General features: G+C 67.2%; 21 protein-coding genes. 3 read left to right on the top strand and 18 right to left on the bottom strand.

All coding sequences use genetic code 11. The features are described from left to right. The 12 genes from AC1DY7_RS01865 to rpsJ form a co-directional block, all read right to left on the bottom strand. Positions 1-1,935 (bottom strand): hypothetical protein, encoded by a 1,935-nt coding sequence (locus tag AC1DY7_RS01865; RefSeq protein WP_477491934.1) that lies wholly within the window; start codon positions 1,933-1,935, stop codon positions 1-3. Positions 1,936-2,404: 469 nt separating this feature from the next. Continuing rightward, entirely contained in the window at positions 2,405-2,701 is a 297-nt protein-coding gene (gene rpsQ / locus AC1DY7_RS01860; protein ID WP_477491933.1) for a 30S ribosomal protein S17, read from the bottom strand. Next, a complete protein-coding gene (gene rpmC / locus AC1DY7_RS01855; protein ID WP_477491932.1) occupies positions 2,701-2,934 on the bottom strand; it encodes a 50S ribosomal protein L29 in 234 nt (77 codons plus the stop codon). The genes rpsQ and rpmC overlap by 1 nt, the downstream gene beginning before the upstream one ends. Continuing rightward, complete coding sequence (rplP, locus tag AC1DY7_RS01850) at positions 2,934-3,350, bottom strand: 50S ribosomal protein L16 (RefSeq protein WP_477491931.1); 417 nt, start codon at positions 3,348-3,350, stop codon at positions 2,934-2,936. Before rplP ends, rpmC begins: the two co-directional genes overlap by 1 nt. A 2-nt stretch (positions 3,351-3,352) precedes the next feature. Further along, on the bottom strand, positions 3,353-4,201 hold the full coding sequence (rpsC, locus tag AC1DY7_RS01845; RefSeq protein ID WP_477491930.1) for a 30S ribosomal protein S3: 849 nt from the start codon (positions 4,199-4,201) through the stop codon (positions 3,353-3,355). Continuing rightward, on the bottom strand, positions 4,201-4,686 hold the full coding sequence (gene rplV / locus AC1DY7_RS01840; protein WP_477491929.1) for a 50S ribosomal protein L22: 486 nt from the start codon (positions 4,684-4,686) through the stop codon (positions 4,201-4,203). The genes rpsC and rplV overlap by 1 nt, the downstream gene beginning before the upstream one ends. Further along, on the bottom strand, positions 4,686-4,967 hold the full coding sequence (gene rpsS, locus AC1DY7_RS01835) for a 30S ribosomal protein S19 (RefSeq protein WP_010908582.1): 282 nt from the start codon (positions 4,965-4,967) through the stop codon (positions 4,686-4,688). Before rpsS ends, rplV begins: the two co-directional genes overlap by 1 nt. 11 nt (positions 4,968-4,978) lie before the next feature. Beyond that, positions 4,979-5,818, bottom strand: a complete 840-nt coding sequence (gene rplB / locus AC1DY7_RS01830) for a 50S ribosomal protein L2 (RefSeq protein ID WP_477491928.1) — start codon at positions 5,816-5,818, stop codon at positions 4,979-4,981. A gap of 29 nt (positions 5,819-5,847) precedes the next feature. Then, entirely contained in the window at positions 5,848-6,150 is a 303-nt protein-coding gene (gene rplW, locus AC1DY7_RS01825) for a 50S ribosomal protein L23 (RefSeq protein ID WP_477491927.1), read from the bottom strand. After that, complete coding sequence (rplD, locus tag AC1DY7_RS01820) at positions 6,150-6,809, bottom strand: 50S ribosomal protein L4 (protein ID WP_477491926.1); 660 nt, start codon at positions 6,807-6,809, stop codon at positions 6,150-6,152. Before rplD ends, rplW begins: the two co-directional genes overlap by 1 nt. Beyond that, entirely contained in the window at positions 6,809-7,462 is a 654-nt protein-coding gene (rplC, locus tag AC1DY7_RS01815; protein WP_477491925.1) for a 50S ribosomal protein L3, read from the bottom strand. Before rplC ends, rplD begins: the two co-directional genes overlap by 1 nt. Before the next feature lie 13 nt (positions 7,463-7,475). Next, positions 7,476-7,781 (bottom strand): 30S ribosomal protein S10, encoded by a 306-nt coding sequence (gene rpsJ, locus AC1DY7_RS01810; protein WP_003883485.1) that lies wholly within the window; start codon positions 7,779-7,781, stop codon positions 7,476-7,478. 442 nt (positions 7,782-8,223) lie between these two features. Between rpsJ and AC1DY7_RS01805 the strand changes: the two genes are divergently transcribed. Further along, entirely contained in the window at positions 8,224-8,697 is a 474-nt protein-coding gene (locus AC1DY7_RS01805; protein ID WP_477491924.1) for a hotdog fold domain-containing protein, read from the top strand. On the opposite strand, the gene AC1DY7_RS01800 is transcribed toward AC1DY7_RS01805, so the two are convergent. After that, the gene (locus AC1DY7_RS01800; protein ID WP_477491923.1) at positions 8,698-9,036 is read right to left on the bottom strand and encodes a nuclear transport factor 2 family protein; all 339 of its coding nucleotides are present in this window, start codon (positions 9,034-9,036) and stop codon (positions 8,698-8,700) included. Positions 9,037-9,040: 4 nt separating this feature from the next. Continuing rightward, complete coding sequence (locus AC1DY7_RS01795; RefSeq protein ID WP_477491922.1) at positions 9,041-10,666, bottom strand: carboxylesterase/lipase family protein; 1,626 nt, start codon at positions 10,664-10,666, stop codon at positions 9,041-9,043. Between the two features lie 118 nt (positions 10,667-10,784). On the opposite strand from AC1DY7_RS01795, the gene AC1DY7_RS01790 reads away from it, so the two are divergent. After that, on the top strand, positions 10,785-12,047 hold the full coding sequence (locus AC1DY7_RS01790; RefSeq protein ID WP_477491921.1) for a cytochrome P450: 1,263 nt from the start codon (positions 10,785-10,787) through the stop codon (positions 12,045-12,047). Here the strand turns inward: AC1DY7_RS01790 and AC1DY7_RS01785 are convergent. After that, on the bottom strand, positions 12,013-12,657 hold the full coding sequence (locus AC1DY7_RS01785) for a TetR/AcrR family transcriptional regulator (protein WP_477491920.1): 645 nt from the start codon (positions 12,655-12,657) through the stop codon (positions 12,013-12,015). The genes AC1DY7_RS01790 and AC1DY7_RS01785 overlap by 35 nt on opposite strands. Positions 12,658-12,746: 89 nt before the next feature. Here AC1DY7_RS01785 and AC1DY7_RS01780 point away from each other — a divergent pair, with 89 nt between their 5' ends. Beyond that, the gene (locus AC1DY7_RS01780) at positions 12,747-14,282 is read left to right on the top strand and encodes an MFS transporter (RefSeq protein WP_477491919.1); all 1,536 of its coding nucleotides are present in this window, start codon (positions 12,747-12,749) and stop codon (positions 14,280-14,282) included. Here the strand turns inward: AC1DY7_RS01780 and mftG are convergent. From mftG to mftE, 3 genes are read right to left on the bottom strand one after another with little or no spacing between them, the layout of a single operon-like run. Next, the gene (mftG, locus tag AC1DY7_RS01775) at positions 14,272-15,654 is read right to left on the bottom strand and encodes a mycofactocin dehydrogenase MftG (protein ID WP_477491918.1); all 1,383 of its coding nucleotides are present in this window, start codon (positions 15,652-15,654) and stop codon (positions 14,272-14,274) included. The two genes, AC1DY7_RS01780 and mftG, sit on opposite strands and share 11 nt — an antisense overlap. A gap of 8 nt (positions 15,655-15,662) precedes the next feature. Continuing rightward, a complete protein-coding gene (mftF, locus tag AC1DY7_RS01770; RefSeq protein WP_477491960.1) occupies positions 15,663-17,075 on the bottom strand; it encodes a mycofactocin biosynthesis glycosyltransferase MftF in 1,413 nt (470 codons plus the stop codon). Continuing rightward, a complete protein-coding gene (gene mftE / locus AC1DY7_RS01765) occupies positions 17,072-17,815 on the bottom strand; it encodes a mycofactocin biosynthesis peptidyl-dipeptidase MftE (protein WP_477491917.1) in 744 nt (247 codons plus the stop codon). Before mftE ends, mftF begins: the two co-directional genes overlap by 4 nt. Positions 17,816-17,817 lie beyond the last annotated feature (2 nt).

Below are 17,817 nucleotides of genomic sequence, written 5' to 3'. Positions count from 1 at the left end.
TCAGGCGTCCCGCGCGCGGCGCCGCTCCCGTACCCGCATCCACACCGTGAGTGCCAGCACGACAACCAGTGCGGCGCCGCCGATCCACCACCACGGCGCTATCGACGATGCCGTCGTCGGCTGCGCAGACTGCGCCATCAGGTCCGGCGCCGACACAGTGATGGGCTCACGGTCGGCCACCGAGATGAGCGCCACCCCGTTGACAATCGACCAGCGTCGTTCGTCGCTGCCCAACCATCGCAGCAGTTCGTCGAGTTGACCGGACGCGCCGTTCGAGGTGGCGACAAGCACCGACCGGTGACCATCGAAAGCCGTTTGCAGCGAAGCGAATTTCAAGGCGGGATCCAGCGTCAGGGTGGTCGGATCCCCGTCGTCGTCGAACGCGTTCAGGGTCATCGGAACCGCGTCGGGCGCAGACACCGGGAGCGGAATGTCGGGTTGATCCCAGCCGTCGGGTGAGATCAAAACGGCGGGGTTGGTGGACTTGAGCGCTTCGTCCAGCGGAACCACCGAGGTATCGATGGGTAGGGCGCTGAGCCTTTGCATACCCGTCATGATCTGCACTGCGCGAACGGTATCCGCGAAGATGTCCTTGTTGACACCGATCTGGACCTTCGGCATCAGCGCCTGCGGCAGCGACTGGAACCCCGGCGGGACAGGCGGATTGGCGGGTTCGCTCAGAACCGCACTCTCACCGTCGATGGTCAGGGTGATGGGCTGGAACTCGCCGCATCGACCGGTGTTTCCCGAGATGTTCACCTGGACGTTCAGCGTGGTGTAGCGCTGCAGCAGCCGATCCGGCACGTCGACCCAACGGTCCACAACGCCCGATGCGTCTGCCTGCCAATGGGCGATGGTCTCACCGGCGATGGAGACCACGATCTGTCCGCCGATGCTGTTCGGCAGTGGGGTGTAGGAGCCTTGGAGGTGAACGCGGAGGTTGTGCGCCGAGCGCCCCAGCCGAGTCTGATCCAGCCCGATACCCACCTGTGGATTCAGCGCGACCGCGTTGACACCCGGTTGGCCGAGCTTACGGATGGTCGTTTCGTTGCCGGTCAGCTGTGGCGTCGACTTCAGCGGGCCGGCAACGGCTTTGGAGGTGAGCGCATACTCGGCGAGCCTGCTGTTGATCAACCGCACCTGGTTGACCAGCTCGGCGGCCGGTCCCGTGATGAGCAAGGCCGGCATCCCGCCCGCCCCGTACAGCGACACACCCGCGTCGGGCCCCTCCGAGATGACGATGTGCCGTTCCAGCGCGCCGCCCGTGCCCGGCGGCCGCACGTCGGGCGCCGGTAGTGCGGCCACCTCGACCGCGGGGTACTGCTTGCCGTACCGGGCGACGACGGCTGTGGCGAGTTGAACCGCGGCGTCGGCCTCGGCAAGTGACGGGCTGGCGCCGATGTACACGACCAGTTTGCGCAACACCGGGGGCAGGAAGTCGGCCACCACCACGGGGGCGCGTTCCACGCCGGCGTAGGTCACTGTGACGTTGGTGAGCCGCAGCGGGTTGGTCGGGTCGAGGCAGTAACCGTCCAGCGGCAGCAGATAACTGCGCAGCAGTAGGGTGATCGAGTTGTCGACGACCTGCACCCCAGCGAGCGGGATGACGACCGGTCCACGCTGCGCGGGGATCTCGATCCGGGTGAGCACCCGGTTGTCCTGACTGACGGTGAGCTCGGCGCTACGGACATACGTCGGCAGTTCGGCGGTGATGTTCAGGGTGGCGGGAGTCATCCCGGCCGGTACCGGCACCGTCAGAGCGGACGTGCCGATCTGGCCGTAGAACAACAGGTCTGGCTCCAGGCCCAGATCCGTGAGCGCGAGCGTGGGCGAGTCCGCCAGCCAGGGCTGGTCGGGTGCCGCACGCACGACGGCGGGAGCAGGCACCGTGAACACGGCCGCGAGAACGGCCAGCAATCCTAGGATCGAGCGCATTCGCTGCAACATTGCACAAAACGATATGCGCTTGCGCGGCTGTTTGACCTGCAAGTCGTCGAATTGTCACCCGCAACTGATTGCGCCTTCATATCTCTATCGACCGAAATACGGTTCTGGCAAACTACCGTCCGCCCACTTGGCCGGCAGTGGTCGACGGCCTGCGAAGACGGCATTGCCATTGCACGTTGTCATTCGACCCTAGAGCCAGGCAACACAAGCTCAGGACTCTGTACCGATATGCAAAAACAGCAATGCCCGGTGGCACGGACCGACGGTAAGCGTCAGCCGATCAGCCACTGCGGCAACAGCATCCGCGTATCGGCGACAAACGGCCAGTCCGGCTCCGCCAACCGGGCCCACAGTTCGGCGTCGGTCCGCCACCGTCCATCACCCAACACGGGGAGACGACAACTCCACATACGCAAAAACCCCCGCCCAGTAGGGCGGGGGTTTCACGAATACGGACTTACTTGGCGCGCTCGAGAACCTCGACCAGCCGCCACCGCTTGGTGGCCGACAACGGCCGGGTCTCCATCAGCGAGACGCGGTCGCCGACACCGGCATCACCGTTCTCGTCGTGCGCCTTGACCTTGGTGGTGGTCCGGATGATCTTGCCGTAGAGCGGGTGGCTCTTGCGAGATTCCAGTTCGACCACGATGGTCTTCTGCATCTTGTCGCTGACCACGTAGCCGATGGCCGTCTTACGACGGCCACGCGGCGACTCGGTGGCCGGCGTGTGGTTGGGGCCCTTAGTTTCTGCCATTACGAATCCTCACCAACGGGTCCGGCGGCCAGACCCAGTTCACGTTCACGCAGCACGGTGTAAACCCGTGCGATCTCCTGGCGAACCACGCGCAGCCGCCGGTTGTTGGCCAGCTGGCCGGTTGCCATCTGGAAGCGCAGGTTGAACAGCTCTTCCTTCGACTCACGCACCCGAGTGGTGAGCTCCTCATCGGTGAGCTCACGCAGTTCGCCGGGCGAAATTCCCACTGCCATCAGAACTGCTCCTCTCGTGTAATGATGCGTGCCTTGATCGGCAGCTTGTGGATCGCGCGGGTGAGCGCTTCCTTGGCGATCTTCTCGTCCGGGAAGCTGATCTCGAACAGCACGCGTCCGGGCTTGACGTTGGCGACCCACCACTCCGGCGAACCCTTACCGGAACCCATGCGGGTCTCGGCGGGCTTCTTGGTCAGCGGGCGGTCCGGGAAGATGTTGATCCAGACCTTGCCGCCACGCTTGATGTGCCGGTTGATGGCGATACGAGCGGACTCGATCTGCCGGTTGGTGATGTAGGCATGCTCCAGAGCCTGGATGCCGTAGTCACCGAAGCTGACCGCGGTGCCGCCGCTGGCGATGCCACGCTGCTCCGGGTGGTGCTGCTTGCGGTGCTTGACCCTGCGGGGAATCAACATGATTAGTTCTCCGTAGCTTCCGGCTGACCGGAATTGGAAGCTGCCTCGACAGCAGCGTCAGCGGTCGGCGCAGCTGTCTCGTCACCGCTGGCGGCACGCCCGGCGTCGGTGCTCGTCGCCGTGGTACCCGACGCACCGCTACGGCGCGGACGGGTGCCCGTCGGACGATCCCGGCGGGGACGGTCTGCGGCCGGCGCAGCGGCGGCGGTCAGCTCACGCTTACCACCGACGATGTCGCCCTTGTAGATCCAGACCTTCACGCCGATGCGGCCGAAGGTGGTCTTTGCCTCGTAGAGGCCGTAGTCGATGTCCGCGCGCAGCGTGTGCAGCGGGACGCGACCTTCGCGGTAGAACTCCGAGCGGCTCATCTCAGCACCGCCGAGGCGACCCGAGCACTGGACCCGGATGCCCTTGACGTTGGGCTGGCGCATGGCCGACTGGATCGCCTTGCGCATCGCGCGGCGGAACGCCACGCGGTTGCTCAGCTGCTCCGCGACGCCCTGGGCCACCAGCTGTGCCACTGCCTCGGGGTTCTTCACCTCGAGGATGTTCAGCTGCACCTGCTTCTTGGTGAGCTTCTCCAGGTCGGTGCGGATCCGGTCGGCCTCGGTGCCACGACGCCCGATCACGATGCCGGGACGCGCGGTGTGGATATCAACACGGACTCTGTCGCGAGTCCTTTCGATCTCCACATCGGCGATGCCGGCACGCTCAAGGCCGGTGGCCAGGAGGCGACGGATCGCGACGTCTTCCTTCACGTAATCCGAGTACTGCTTGTCCGCGTACCAACGCGACTTCCAGTCGGTGGTGATACCGAGGCGGAAGCCGTGCGGATTGATCTTCTGGCCCACTACTCCGAGCCCTCCTTCGCCTCTGCAGAAGCCTTGGTGGATGTGGCCTTGGTCGTAGCGGCCTTGCTGCCCTGCGCACGACGTGCGCGAGCCGCACTCGCCGAGGCGCCCTGCTGCCCGCTCTTGCGCGGCGGCCGGCTCTCCACGATCACAGTGATGTGGCTGGTGCGCTTACGGATCCGGAATGCACGCCCCTGGGCGCGCGGACGGATCCGCTTGGCGGTCGGGCCACCGTCGGCGTGGATGGTGGCGACCACGAGGGTCGCCGGGTCCAGCCCGTTGTTGTTCTGCGCGTTGGCGGCCGCACTGGCGATCACCTTGGCGACCGTCTCGCTGGCCTCCTGGGGAGCCCAGCGCAGGATGTCGAGCGCCTCGGCCACGGACTTGCCGCGGACCAGGTCGATGACCCGGCGTGCCTTGGTCGGCGACATGTGCACGTAGCGTGCAACCGCCGTCGCGGACGGATATTCAGTCGTCGTACTCATTACCGGCGCTTCGCCTTCCGGTCATCCTTGATGTGACCCTTGAACGTACGGGTGGGCGCGAACTCGCCCAGCTTGTGCCCGACCATCGCCTCGGTGACGAACACCGGCACGTGCTTGCGACCGTCGTGGACGGCGAAGGTGTGACCGATGAAGTCCGGAATGATGGTGGACCGGCGCGACCAGGTCTTGATGACCTGCTTGGTGTTCTTCTCGTTCTGGACGTCGACCTTCTTGAGCAGATGGTCGTCGACGAACGGGCCCTTCTTGAGGCTGCGTGGCATCGCTTTACTCCCTAGCGCTTATTCTTGCCGGTGCGCCGGCGACGGACGATGAGCTTGTCGCTCGCCTTGTTCGGCTTGCGGGTGCGGCCCTCGGGCTTGCCCCAGGGGCTCACCGGGTGACGACCACCGGAGGTCTTACCCTCACCACCACCGTGCGGGTGGTCGACCGGGTTCATCACGACACCACGGACGGTGGGGCGCTTGCCCTTCCACCGCATACGGCCGGCTTTACCCCAGTTGATGTTGGCCTGCTCCTTGTTGCCGACCTCGCCGACGGTGGCGCGGCAGCGCACATCGACGCGACGGATCTCGCCGGAGGGCATACGCAGGGAGGCGTAAGTGCCTTCCTTACCCAGCAGCTGGATGCTGACGCCGGCCGAGCGGCCGAGCTTGGCACCGCCGCCGGGCCGCAGCTCCACAGCGTGGATGACGGTACCGGCCGGGATGTTGCGCAGCGGCAGGTTGTTACCCGGCTTGATGTCGGCGTTGGGGCCCTGCTCGATGACATCGCCCTGCTTCAGACCCTGCGGCGCGATGATGTAGCGCTTCTCGCCGTCAAGAAAGTGAAGCAGCGCGATGTTCGCGGTGCGGTTGGGGTCGTACTCGATGTGCGCGACCTTGGCGTTGACGCCGTCCTTGTCATTGCGACGGAAGTCGATGACGCGGTAGGCACGCTTGTGGCCACCACCCTTGTGCCGAGTGGTGATGCGGCCGTGGGCGTTACGTCCACCAGTGCTGTGCAGCGGGCGGATGAGCGACTTCTCCGGAGTCGAACGAGTGATCTCGGCGAAATCGGAGACGCTCGAACCGCGACGACCCGGGGTCGTCGGCTTGTACTTGCGAATTGCCATTATCAGTTAATCCCTTAACTCCCGGCCGGTCAGGCCGGTGCTCCGAAGAGGTCGATCGGCTTGCTGCCCTGCGCCAGGGTCACGATCGCGCGCTTGGTGCTCTTGCGCTGGCCGTAACCGGTGCGGGTGCGCTTGCGCTTGCCGTTGCGGTTGAGGGTGTTCACCGAATCGACCTTGACGGAGAAGATCTTCTCGATGGCGATCTTGATCTGCGTCTTGTTCGAATCCGGGTGCACCACAAACGTGTACACGTTGCCCTCGATCAGTCCGTAGGACTTCTCCGAGATGACCGGGGCCAGAATGATGTCGCGGGGGTCGGTAATCGTTGCCATCAGACCGACGCTCCTTCTTTGTGATCCTTGGTGTTCGCATCGATGTACGCGTTGAGCGCTTCGACGCTGAACACGATGTCATCTGCGCGCAGCACGTCATAGGTGTTGAGCTGGTCGGCCGAGAGCACGTGCACACCGGGAAGGTTGCGCACGCTCTTGGCGCCGACTTCGTCGGCACGGCCGATGACCACCAGCACGCGCTTGCGGTCGGTCAGCGTGCCCAGGAAACCCTTGGCGCTCTTGGTCGACGGGTTCTGGCCGGCCACCAGTTCGGTGACGGCGTGGATCCGCTCGTTGCGCGCCCGGTCCGAGAGCGCCCCGCGCAGTGCGGCGGCGATCATCTTCTTGGGGGTGCGCTGGCTGTAGTCACGCGGCTTCGGAGCGTGCACTGCGCCACCACCGGTGAACTGCGGTGCACGGGTCGAGCCCTGACGCGCCCGGCCGGTGCCCTTCTGGCGGTACGGCTTCTTGCCGCCACCGGAGACCTCGGCGCGAGTCTTGGCCGAGTGCGTGCCCTGGCGGGCCGCGGCGAGCTGCGCGTTGACCACCTGGTGCATCAGCGCGATGCTGGCTTCGGCGTCGAACAGCGCGGCGGGCAACTCGACGGAGCCGTCCAGCTTGCCGTCCGGGGTATGAACGTCAATCTTCAAAGAAGTCATTACTTCTCACCTCGTTTGATCGCGGTGCGAACCACGACGAGTCCACCGTTGCGCCCGGGAACTGCGCCCTTGATCAACAGCACGCCATTCTCGGCGTCGACCTTGTGCACCTTCAGGTTCTGGGTGGTGACGCGGTCACTACCCATACGGCCCGACATCCGGGTGCCCTTGAAGACACGACCCGGGGTGGCGCAGCCACCGATCGAACCGGGACGACGGTGCACAGCCTGCGCACCGTGCGAAGCGCCCTGGCCCTTGAAGCCGTGACGCTTCATGGTGCCGGCGAAGCCCTTGCCCTTGCTGGTGCCGGTCACGTCGACGTACGCGCCGTCGGCGAAGATCTCGGCAGTCAGCTCCTGCCCGACCTCGTACTCGGCGGCCGCGGCCTCGTTCTCCAGGCGCAGCTCTGCCAGGTGCCGGCGCGGGTTGATCCCGGCGGCGGCGAACTGACCGGTGACCGGCTTGGTGACCTTGCGCGGGCTGATCTCGCCGTAGGCGAGCTGCACGGCGCTGTAGCCATCGAGCTCGGTGGTGCGGATGCGGGTCACCACGTTGGGGCCGGCCTTGACGACCGTCACCGGGACGACTTTGTTGTTCTCGTCGAACACCTGCGTCATGCCCAGCTTGGTGCCCAGAATGCCTTTTCTAGCCATTTCTCTGAGTCTCCTACTGGATATTGACGTCGACGCTCGCCGGCAGATCGATGCGCATCAAGGCGTCAACGGTCTTCGGCGTCGGGTCGAGGATGTCGATAAGGCGCTTGTGGGTACGCATTTCGAAATGCTCCCGCGAGTCCTTGTACTTATGGGGAGACCGGATAACGCAATACACGTTCTTCTCGGTCGGCAGCGGCACCGGGCCGACCACGCTGGCGCCCGTACGGGTGACAGTCTCGACGATCTTTCGCGCCGAGGCGTCGATCGCCTCATGGTCGTAGGCCTTGAGCCTGATGCGGATCTTCTGTCCCGCCACGCTTCTCCTACCTCACTATTAACGGGCCCAGTGTTGGGCCATGTTCTGCTTGGTCTAGCGCGCACCGCACGAATGCGCTGCGCTGGCTATGCCGCCGCTGTTTACCTGTCTCTGGTACACCGACCCCCGCGCTCGGGTGTGTCGCCCTTGCGCACACTCGTCCGCGTTCGAAATATCGATCACGATCGAGGTGGGGACCGGACGCGTCCGTGAGGACGCTGGTCGCATGCCCGGCCAGGCGAACCCGGCTCAAGGCAACCCGAACAGTATGCCTCAGATCCGGGCGGCAGCCAAATTCCGGCTGATCGGCCCCGCGCCAGCTGCGATGAGGGCCGGGAGAGGCGCAGACACTGAAGCCAGGGACCCCCTCGTGAGACGAATTCGTCCCTGGCTTCAGCCTCGGCGTCGGGCCCTACCTTACTCCACAGTAAGGTCTAGCTCCATGCCCGCTCAGAACCCCACCTACCGCGCCTGGAAGGCACTCTCGGGACGCCCGGGCGGCACGCGAGTGTTCTCGGCCGCCGCCATGGTGCGGGTGCCGTATTTCGCCTCGGTGTTACCGCACGTCCTGACGATGGAGCCGGGTCGCGCCGAGGTGGCGGTGCCCAAGTGGTTCTTCGTCTACAACCACCTGCACACCGTGCATGCCATCGCGTCCTGCAACGCCGCCGAGGTGGCGATGGGCATGGCCATGGAAGCCACCGTGCCCACCACCCATCGCTGGATCCCCAAGGCGATGACGGTTCAGTACCTGGCCAAGGCGACGTCGTCACTGCGGGCGGTCGCCGAGTTCGAGGTGCCGGACTTCGGCGCCATCACCGAGGGCACCGAGATCACCGTGCCGGTGAGCATCACCGATCGGGACGGCACCGAGGTGGTGCACGCGGACATCACGACGTGGGTGACGCGGGTCTAGCTACTCCAGGTAGGTGCCGTGCCCTTCGCGCACCAGGTCGCCGTCGAAGATGAGGACCTCGTTGACCAGCTGCCCGCGGTGGTTGCGGTAGTTGATGACGATGGTGGACACACCCTGATAGACGCCGACGATCTCGAAGTGCAGGTCGGGCAGCTGCGCCAGCGCGCGGGTCCAGTACTCGCGCAGCGCCTGCTTGCCGCGCGCGACTCCCCCGCTCTCCGGCACCACACGCTCGGCCACCGGCGAGGTGAACACCACGTCCTCGTGGAAGTGCGCGAGCACCGCCTCGACATCGTGGTCGTTCCACGCATCCACCCAGCGTTGCGCGAAGTCGCTCATCCCGTCAGCCTTCCAGCCCGGCCCAGAACGGGCAGTGGTGCGACGCCGCGAAATCGGTGATCACCCTGCTGCCGTCGGGCCGAAGCTGCATCCACTGCTCGGGCACATCGTTCACGGGCGGCCAGACCGGCCCGCCCGGTGCCGCGGGTACACCGGTGGTGACGAATTGTGTCCAGTAGGACAGCATCTGGTCGGACAGCTGTTGCTGTGCGGCGTCGAGCCGGGGGGCTCCGCCAATCTCGAACAGGTACCGAAGTTCCAGGGAGTGACTGGCGCCGACCGGGAACGGCAAGTGCCGCAACGGATCCGGTGTCGGTGGCATCGGATCGTCGAATTCGTAGCCGTACACCGGCGCAGATCTGGCCAGGTCGGTCGCCATCCGGTGCGCAACGCAGGCGAAGACACCGTCGGTGACCGTCGCGGCATACGCCAGCGATGCGCTGCCGCCGAAGTGGGCCAGCGGATACTGCGCCCCGACGGCAGCCGCGTCGGGCCCGAAGGTGTCCGCGAGCAGACCCGGGTAGTCGGCCGGGGTGGCGTCATGGCGGGTGCGCAGGTACTGCAGCGCCACAAAGAGCGTGAACTCATCGGCCGTGGTGCCGACGAGCACCGGGACCTTGGCCGCCTTGCCGTCGCGCATCATGGCGACCGGATCCGCCGGCAGGATCGGTGTTCCCGTCACCGGACCGGTCAGCCAGTCGCTGCCGATGCGGTAGAACCACGGCGGCTGGTCGAGCTTGGCGGCGGGCAACTCCCGCAGGCAACGCGCGGCGTCGGCCGGATCGGTACAGCCCACCCGCGCGGCATAGCGCAGGCTTTCGCGGCGGGCGGTGGCCAGGTCAGCCTGCGCCTGGCACGGACCGCTCTGGATGATGGCGGCGCGGAACAGCCCTGTCGAACCGGGTGCGACAAGGTGATCGCAGACCGACATCGCACCCGCGGATTCCCCGGCGATGGTGACCTTCGCGGGGTCGCCGCCGAAGGCGCCGATGTTGTCGTGCACCCAGCGCAGCGCGGCCTGCTGATCGGCGAGCCCGTAATTGCCGTCCCCGACATCCGGGTGGGCGAGGAATCCGGGCGCGCCGAGCCGGTAGTTGACGGTGACCACGATGACGCGGCCTTTGGTCGCCATCCAGCGCGAGCCGTAGAGCTCGCCGCTGCCATTGATGAACGCTCCGCCGTGAATCCAGAACATCACCGGTAGGCCAACGGCACCGGCCGGCACCCACACGTTGAGGGTGAGGCAGTCTTCGGAGGTCTTGCGACCCCAGCCGGGATCGCGCGAGGTGTCCTGCACGCATCGTGGACGCGGGATGGCCGCGTCCCGGACGCCCACCCACGGCGCGACCGGAGCGGGCGGCTGCCAGCGCAGCGCTCCCAGTGGGGGTGCGGCATACGGAATGCCTTGGAACAGAACGTAGCCCGACGCCGCAGCGCCTTCGAGCAGGCCTTCGGCGACGTGCACCAGGCCGCGGTCGAGCCCGGGGTCCGGTTTCGGCACCAGACTGGTTCCGGCCACCTGTCCGGCACCCCGACCGCAGCCGCCGAGCACCAGCACACCGATCGCCAGGACGGCCAGCAAGCGAGCGACAGGGCCTGGCAGACGGCGCCCGAACGAACCGGAGGGCATGATTCGCGAGCCTACGGCAGCCGATCGACGCAATCCCGCCCGTGCGGCGGCGTACATCGTCGACACTGGGGGTGACCGGAAACCTGACACCCGTCAAGTCAACCGCAAGGAGCTGCCGATGAGCACCCCGCCCACCGACCGCCCGGTGAGCCCGCAGAACCGAGTCCTCGCCGACCCGGCCGCCTACGCCGACGACGCGCGTCTACACGCGGCCCTGCGTCAACTGCGCGCCGAACAGCCGGTGTCCTGGGTCGAGCACCGGCACTACCGGCCGTTCTGGGCCATCACCAAGCACGCGGACATCATGGCGATCGAGCGGGAGAACGACCTGTTCATCAGTGGGCCGCGGCCGCTGCTGGCCACTGCCGCCGCCGACGACATGGCCAAGACGCAGTTGGAGGCCGGGATGGGCCTGCGCACCTTGATCCACATGGACGATCCGCACCATCGCAAGGTGCGGACCATCGGCGCGGACTGGTTCCGGCCCAAGGCGATGCGCGATCTGAAAGTCCGCGTCGACGAATTGGCCAAACGCTATGTCGACCGGATGCGCGACATCGGGCCCGAGTGTGACTTCGTCACCGAGATCGCGGTGAATTTCCCGCTGTACGTGATCATGTCGCTGCTGGGGCTGCCCGAATCCGATTTCGGCCGGATGCACACCCTGACCCAGGAGATGTTCGGCGGCGACGACGAGGAGTACCAGCGTGGCAAGTCCCTGGAGGACGGCCTGGAGGTGCTGATGGACTTCTTCGCCTACTTCGCCCAGTTGACCGCGTCACGCCGGGCGACCCCCACCGGTGATCTGGCATCGGCGATCGCCAACGGGAGCATCGACGGGCAGCCGCTCTCCGATGTGGACACCGCGTCCTACTACGTGCTCGTGGCCAGCGCCGGACACGACACCACCAAGGATGCGATCTCCGGCGGCTTGCACGCCCTCATCGAGAATCCCGCCGAACTGGAGCGGTTGCGCGCACAACCCGACCTGATGGGCACGGCAGTCGAGGAGATGATCCGCTGGACCACGCCGGTCAAGGAATTCATGCGCACCGCGACCGCGGACACCGAAGTGCGCGGCGTCTCGATAGCCAAGGGCGAATCCGTCTATCTGGCGTACGCGTCGGGCAACCGTGACGAAGAGGTCTTCACCGATCCGTTCCGCTTCGACATCTGCCGGGATCCCAACAAGCACTTGGCATTCGGGTATGGCGTGCACTTCTGTCTCGGTGCCGCGCTGGCCCGGATGGAGATGGCCAGTCTGTTCACCGAGCTGATCCCGCGCCTGGAATCCATCGAATTGGCCGGTGCCCCCACGCTTTCGCGCACGGTCTTCGTCGGCGGCCTCAAGCACCTGCCGATCCGGTATTCGTTGCGCTGATCGAGTGGGTGGCCAGGAAACCGTCCACCGACGCCTTGGCGACCTCGGCGTAGTCGAAGTCGGGCAGCGTACTGAGCTTGCCGAGCACGACGGGGCCGAGGAGCAGGGCCGCGGCCCTGGTGCGGTCCACGTCGCCGAGTGCGGCGACCGCCTCCGGGCTGCCCAGGACGGCTTCCAGCGGCGCCGCGTACTGTTCGGCGACCCGCTCGCGCAGGGTCTGCACCTCCGGACTCTCCGAGTGCCCGGAGGTACCGACCCAGGGCAGTGCGGTCATGTCGCCGCCCAGCGCCAACCAGGACATCGCCGCCACCGTGACCGGCACCTCGGCGATCAGGGCGGCCTGAGCCTGCACCAGCACTGTCAACCGTTCGCGCAGCGGTCCGTCCGGCGGCGGTTCCGGCGCGGGCGGGATCAGCGCGTGAAAAGCGGCCGCCAGCAAGTCGTTTCCGCTGGGAAAGTGCCGGTAGAGGGTGGCCCTGGCCACGTTGGCGCCACGCAAGACGGCATCGACGGTCACCGCGCTGGGGCCGCCGGTGCGCAGCAGGGCCGTCGCCGCGTCGAGCAGCCGGGCCCGGGAGCGAGCCGGCCGCGGATCCGATTCGACCGCCACCTCGAAAACTCCTCACTACAGAAACAAGACTGTTAGTCTCGTAGAAAGACCAAGAGTCTCGTTATTGTCGCACCCGTGAGGAGCCGAGCATGGTCGACACCCCACAACTCGAGATACCCGACATCTCCGCGCGCACCCGGGCGTGGACACTCTGCATCGCCTGCCTGGGTGTCCTGCTGGTCATCTCGTCGATGGTGGCGCTGAACACCGCGCTCGGCGACATCGCCGTCGCGATGTCGGCCAGCCAGACGCAGCTGACCTGGATCGTGGACGTCTACACACTGGCGCTGGCATGTCTGCTGCTGCCGGCCGGGGCGATCGGCGACCGGTTCGGCCGCCGGGGCGCGCTACTCGCGGGGCTCGCGGTGTTCGCCGCGGCCTCGGTGGTTCCCGCGGTGTGCTCGGATCCCGGGTACGTGATCGCGGCCCGCGGGGTGGCCGGGGCCGGGGCCGCGTTCATCATGCCCGCCACCTTGTCGCTGCTGACGACGGCATACCCGAAAGATCAGCGCGCCAAGGCGATAGCCATCTGGGCCGGCGTCGCGGGCTGCGGGGCCATCGTCGGGATGCTGGGGTCGGGTGTGCTGGTGCAGGTCTGGTCATGGCAGGCGGTGTTCTGGGGCTTCGCCATCGGCGCGGCGCTCATCTTCGTACTGGCCCTGACCATCGCCGAATCCAAGGATCCCAATGCCACGCCATTGGACGTCGTCGGCGCGGTGACGATCGGCGTGGCCGTCGCGGTGCTGGTATTCGGGATCCTGGAGGCTCCCGCCCGCGGCTGGGGCCATCCCGTCGTGTTGTGCTGCATCGCCGCGGGGGTGCTGCTGATGATCGCCTTCGGCATCGTCGAATTGCGCAGGGTGCATCCGTTGTTGGATGTGCGGTTGTTCCGGGTACCCGAGTTCGCCACCGGCGCGGCGGCGATCACCGCACTGTTCATGACGATGTTCGGCTTCTTCTTCCTGGAGATGCAATTGCTCCAGTTGGTGTTGGGGTACTCCCCCTTGGGAACAGCTGTCGCGCTGTCCCCCTTGGCCGTTCCCTTGCTGATCCTGTCGCCGCTGTCGGCGTGGTACCTGCCGCGCCTGGGGTTGCGGTTCGTGGTGTTCACCGGCTTGATGCTGATGGCGACCGGGCTGCTGTGCATGCGCGGCCTCGCGGTGGACGCGACCTACTGGGAGCTGGCCTGGCCATTGCTGATCATCAGCACCGGCGTCGGGTTGTTCACCGCGCCGACCACCTCGGCGATCATGACCTCGGCCCCCGACGACAAGCAAGGTGTGGCCTCAGCGGTCAACGACACCACCCGCGAGATGGGTGCCGCGCTGGGGATCGCACTGGCCGGTTCGATGCTGGCGGCGGGCTACACCCACGAGATCCTGCCTGCGCTGGGCGGCTACCCCGAACCCCTGCGCAGGGCGGCGGCCGGATCCTTGGGCGAGGCGCTCAATGCCGCAACACAATTGGGACCCCACGGCACCGATTTGATCTTCGCCGCAAAAATGTCGTTTCTCTACGCGATGCAGAGCTCGCTGACGGTGCTCGCGGTCGTGACAGCGGTTGCCGCCCTGGTGATCTCGTTGTTCGCGCCCGGCCGCGACGGTCGCCTGCTGTTCAGGAGATGAATTCGGCCGCCCGGTGCCCGATCATCGCGATGGTGGCATGTGGACCGCGGCTGGGCAGTGTCGGCATGATCGACCCGTCCACCACCCAGAGGCCGTCCACCCCGTGCACCCGGCATCGCTCGTCGAGCACCGAACCCATCGGCACGGTAGCGCTCAGATGCTGCGTGGTGGACCAATGCGCCTCCAGCCCAGCCATTCCCGCTATCGCGCGGGCGAGTCCTGCGCCGGCACCCAGCGCGGCGACATCGGCTTCCGCGCCGTCATAACGATGTTCGAGCACCGGGGCATCGGTGAGGTCGGGCGACAGCACCGAGAGCCGGCCCCGGGACCGGGGCCGCATCAGCGCGACACCGATATGCGGATGGTCGGCGGGACCCGCTCCGATCATCTCCGCGAAACCCGTTGTATAGAGCCTGATCTCCAGATCATCGACGGACAGCGCCGCCTCCACCGGCGGCCGGCCCGGGGCCGCGGGCCACTCGACGGGCAGCACCCACTCGGGGTGATCGCAGAACGCCGTCCCGACCGGCAGATCGGCCTGCACCGCGATGCCGGCGCGTTCCAGCATGCCGGCCGGCCCGAAACCCGACACCATGAGCAGCTGTGCCGAACCGATAGCCCCGGCGGACAACACGATTCGATCTGCCGTGAGGACTTCCGCGCCGGCCGGGCCCAGCACCTCCACACCGACGGCCCGGGACCCGCGGATCAGGATCCGCAACACCGGGGTGCTCGACCGCACGCTGAGGTTAGGTCGCCCCTGCGCGGGCAGCAGGAACGCCGAACCGGGGCCGAGCCTGACCCCGTCGTCGATGTTGAGCGGTATCGCCCCCACCCCATCCGGCCCGGGCGCACCGTTGAGATCGTCGAGCCAGGGATACCCGAGGTCGAGCACCCCCTGCACGAACGTCGCGGTGCCGGGACTGAGGTTCGTCGTCCGGCTGACGCGGATGGGGCCCACCGCGCCATGTAGGGGCCCGGTGCGGTCCAGGTCGGTCTCGATGGCCCGGAAGTGGGGCAGCACGTCGTCCCAGCGCCACCCCGGCAGGTCCCAGCCGTCGAAGTCCGCGGGCCGGCCGCGGCAGAAGTAGCCGCCGTTGATGGCGCCCGAGCCGCCCACCACGGCACCGCGCATCACGGTCGCCGTTCGATGAGGGTGGTCGGTCAGTGTCGTCACGTAGTGCCGGGCGACCGCGCTACCCGGCCCGATCGGGAGCCGGGTGGCGTCGCGCAGCTGCGCGGCAACCGCGGGGTCGTCGGCGGCCGGGCCCACTTCCAGCACCGTGACCCGGCAGCGTTCGTCGACCGAAAGGCGTTCGGCCAGAACCGAACCAGCGCTTCCCGCGCCGACGATCAGGACATCGCTGTGCAAGTGTCAGGTCACGACCGGATCTGCGGCTTGAGCGCTCCGACGTGGCGCTCCCGCACCACCCCGGTCCACAGGCCGAGCCCGTAGGCGATGTCGTCGAGGCGTTTGAGCAACAGGTAGCTCAGCACACCGACCCGTTGCGTGTCCTGGTCGGCGCTGTTGTTGCGGCTGGCCCAGTCGGCGAGGCCGTCGAGAATCGCGGCCAGCAGGACCACCTGCCGACAACGCCGGAAGAACACGGCGGCCAACAGTGTCACGGGCCAGTAGTGCCGGCAGATGGCGGACGCGGTCTGCAGCGCCGACCCCCACAACCCGCGCGCGGCCATCGCGGCGACCTGTTTGGGTTCGGTGTCCACCGCACCGAGCGAAGCCGATATCCGGCGCCCGAACAACACCGTGATGACCGCGGCGGCGAGGTACCCGACGCCGGACCCGCTCGCCATCAGGATCCAGACCAGCAGCATCCAGCGGTGCACCACCATCGGAGCGGTCTTACCGGGGTGGCGCACCGAGAGCGGCGCCGCAGACTGCCCGTAGAAGGCCTTGCGTCCGAACCACTCCCGCAATTGCGTCCGGTGGTCGTGGCCCACCTGCGCAATGGGCTCGTAGCGGAGCCGGTGACCGGCCTCCACGAATCGCCAGCACAGGTCGACGTCCTCGCCCGAGCGCAGGGTCTCGTCGAAGCCGCCCACCTCTGTCAGCAGGCTGCGCCGGCAGATGATGGCCGCACTGGGCACGTAGGACACGGGGCCGTACGGGACGACGGGGGCCTCCCGCATTCCCAGGTCCAGCGACGACCGCACGGACTCGTACCGGGCGACCAGATTGTCGGGCTCACGCAGGCTCACGATGCGCGGCGCCACCAGAGCCACCGCGGGGTCGCAGAAGTGCCCCAGGAGCGCTTCCAGCCAGCCGCGCCGGGGCACCACGTCGGAGTCCAGGAACGCCACGAAGTCGGTGGTGCACGCCAGCAGGCCGGTGTTGCGCGCGGCGGCCGGACCACGGCTGCGAGCATGCCGCAGCACCAGCATATCGCTGCGCACGCCGTCGAAATCGGAGTCCTGCACCGGCACCGTCGAGCCGTCGTCGACCACGACGACGCGCATGCCCCGCAGCGAGCGCACCAACCGGCACAGGCCGAGGGTGTTGTCACGCACTGGCACAACGACTGTGACATCGCGGTGGGACGGACCGGTGGCCGGCCGCGGATGTGCGACGGTGGCATCCAGCAGGGTGCGGGCCAGCTGCGCCGACAACGCGTCGTGCACCTCAAGGCGGCCGTCGTCGAGCATGGTCTGGGCCACCGGTGCCAGCCGCAGCAGTCGGGTCGGCGACCCGCCCAGCAGTGCGGCGCCCTCGCCGAGAACCTTCACCCTGCGGTCGACCTGGACCGCGAAACCGTCGGGCAGCCGCGGACCCGTCATATCAGCATCCCGCGCGCGTCCGGTGCCCATGCCGACACCCTGCGCACACACCCGTCGACCATGGCGGCGAAAAGTTGCTCGCCGTCCTGTTCGGTCGCCGTCGTCGGATCCCCCAGGACCCCTATCTCACTCACCGCAGCCACCCCGCCGCGACGCATTGCCGGCATCAGTTCCGACAACGGTGCACTGTTACCCGGCACGCGTTCCTCTATCCGCACGTTCTCTGGTGAAATATGTAGCAATACAGAAGTTTCGGTATGGCCCGCATGTGCGTCGGCGCCTGCGACCGTACAGGAGGACCAGGCGGCGTCGCGGCCTTCCGCGCGAAGTAGCGTCACCGCCGCCACCAAGGCCTCGACGTTCCCACCGTGGCCGTTGACGAAGAACAGGCGTGTTGCCCAGCCGCACGCCGAGCGGCCGAACTCCGTCAGGACCATCCGCAGGGCCTCGGTGCCGATCGACACCGTGCCGGGGAAACCCTCGTGTTCGCCACTGGCGCCATAGCTCAGTGCCGGCGCCAGCAGCCAGCCCGCCCCGACCCGGGCGGCCGCCGAGCGGGCGACCGCGACCGCAATCCTGGTGTCGGTGTCGAGCGGGAGGTGCGGACCGTGCTGCTCAGTCGACCCGAGCGGGACGATCAGCGAAGGATTCCGTGCAGGCGAAGCCCCATGCAACCGATTCGACGTCGCAGTGCCGAGGTCGGTGGGGAAGGCCACGCGACGATGGTAGGCCGAATTCACCT

This window comes from Mycobacterium sp. P2_H7 (assembly GCF_056403275.1).
Note: the sequence above shows the minus strand (reverse complement) of the source record. Positions and strands in the feature narration are given on the sequence as shown.

What these genes read in the sequence shown, in the direction of transcription:
- AC1DY7_RS01865 (WP_477491934.1), bottom strand. Translation starts at nt 1,935, where the DNA reads ATGCGCTCGATCCTAGGATTGCTGGCCGTTCTCGCGGCCGTGTTCACG.
- rpsQ (WP_477491933.1), bottom strand. Translation starts at nt 2,701, where the DNA reads ATGGCAGAAACTAAGGGCCCCAACCACACGCCGGCCACCGAGTCGCCG.
- rpmC (WP_477491932.1), bottom strand. Translation starts at nt 2,934, where the DNA reads ATGGCAGTGGGAATTTCGCCCGGCGAACTGCGTGAGCTCACCGATGAG.
- rplP (WP_477491931.1), bottom strand. Translation starts at nt 3,350, where the DNA reads ATGTTGATTCCCCGCAGGGTCAAGCACCGCAAGCAGCACCACCCGGAG.
- rplV (WP_477491929.1), bottom strand. Translation starts at nt 4,686, where the DNA reads ATGAGTACGACGACTGAATATCCGTCCGCGACGGCGGTTGCACGCTAC.
- rpsS (WP_010908582.1), bottom strand. Translation starts at nt 4,967, where the DNA reads ATGCCACGCAGCCTCAAGAAGGGCCCGTTCGTCGACGACCATCTGCTC.
- rplB (WP_477491928.1), bottom strand. Translation starts at nt 5,818, where the DNA reads ATGGCAATTCGCAAGTACAAGCCGACGACCCCGGGTCGTCGCGGTTCG.
- rplW (WP_477491927.1), bottom strand. Translation starts at nt 6,150, where the DNA reads ATGGCAACGATTACCGACCCCCGCGACATCATTCTGGCCCCGGTCATC.
- rplD (WP_477491926.1), bottom strand. Translation starts at nt 6,809, where the DNA reads ATGACTTCTTTGAAGATTGACGTTCATACCCCGGACGGCAAGCTGGAC.
- rplC (WP_477491925.1), bottom strand. Translation starts at nt 7,462, where the DNA reads ATGGCTAGAAAAGGCATTCTGGGCACCAAGCTGGGCATGACGCAGGTG.
- AC1DY7_RS01805 (WP_477491924.1), top strand. Translation starts at nt 8,224, where the DNA reads ATGCCCGCTCAGAACCCCACCTACCGCGCCTGGAAGGCACTCTCGGGA.
- AC1DY7_RS01800 (WP_477491923.1), bottom strand. Translation starts at nt 9,036, where the DNA reads ATGAGCGACTTCGCGCAACGCTGGGTGGATGCGTGGAACGACCACGAT.
- AC1DY7_RS01795 (WP_477491922.1), bottom strand. Translation starts at nt 10,666, where the DNA reads ATGCCCTCCGGTTCGTTCGGGCGCCGTCTGCCAGGCCCTGTCGCTCGC.
- AC1DY7_RS01790 (WP_477491921.1), top strand. Translation starts at nt 10,785, where the DNA reads ATGAGCACCCCGCCCACCGACCGCCCGGTGAGCCCGCAGAACCGAGTC.
- AC1DY7_RS01780 (WP_477491919.1), top strand. Translation starts at nt 12,747, where the DNA reads ATGGTCGACACCCCACAACTCGAGATACCCGACATCTCCGCGCGCACC.
- mftF (WP_477491960.1), bottom strand. Translation starts at nt 17,075, where the DNA reads ATGACGGGTCCGCGGCTGCCCGACGGTTTCGCGGTCCAGGTCGACCGC.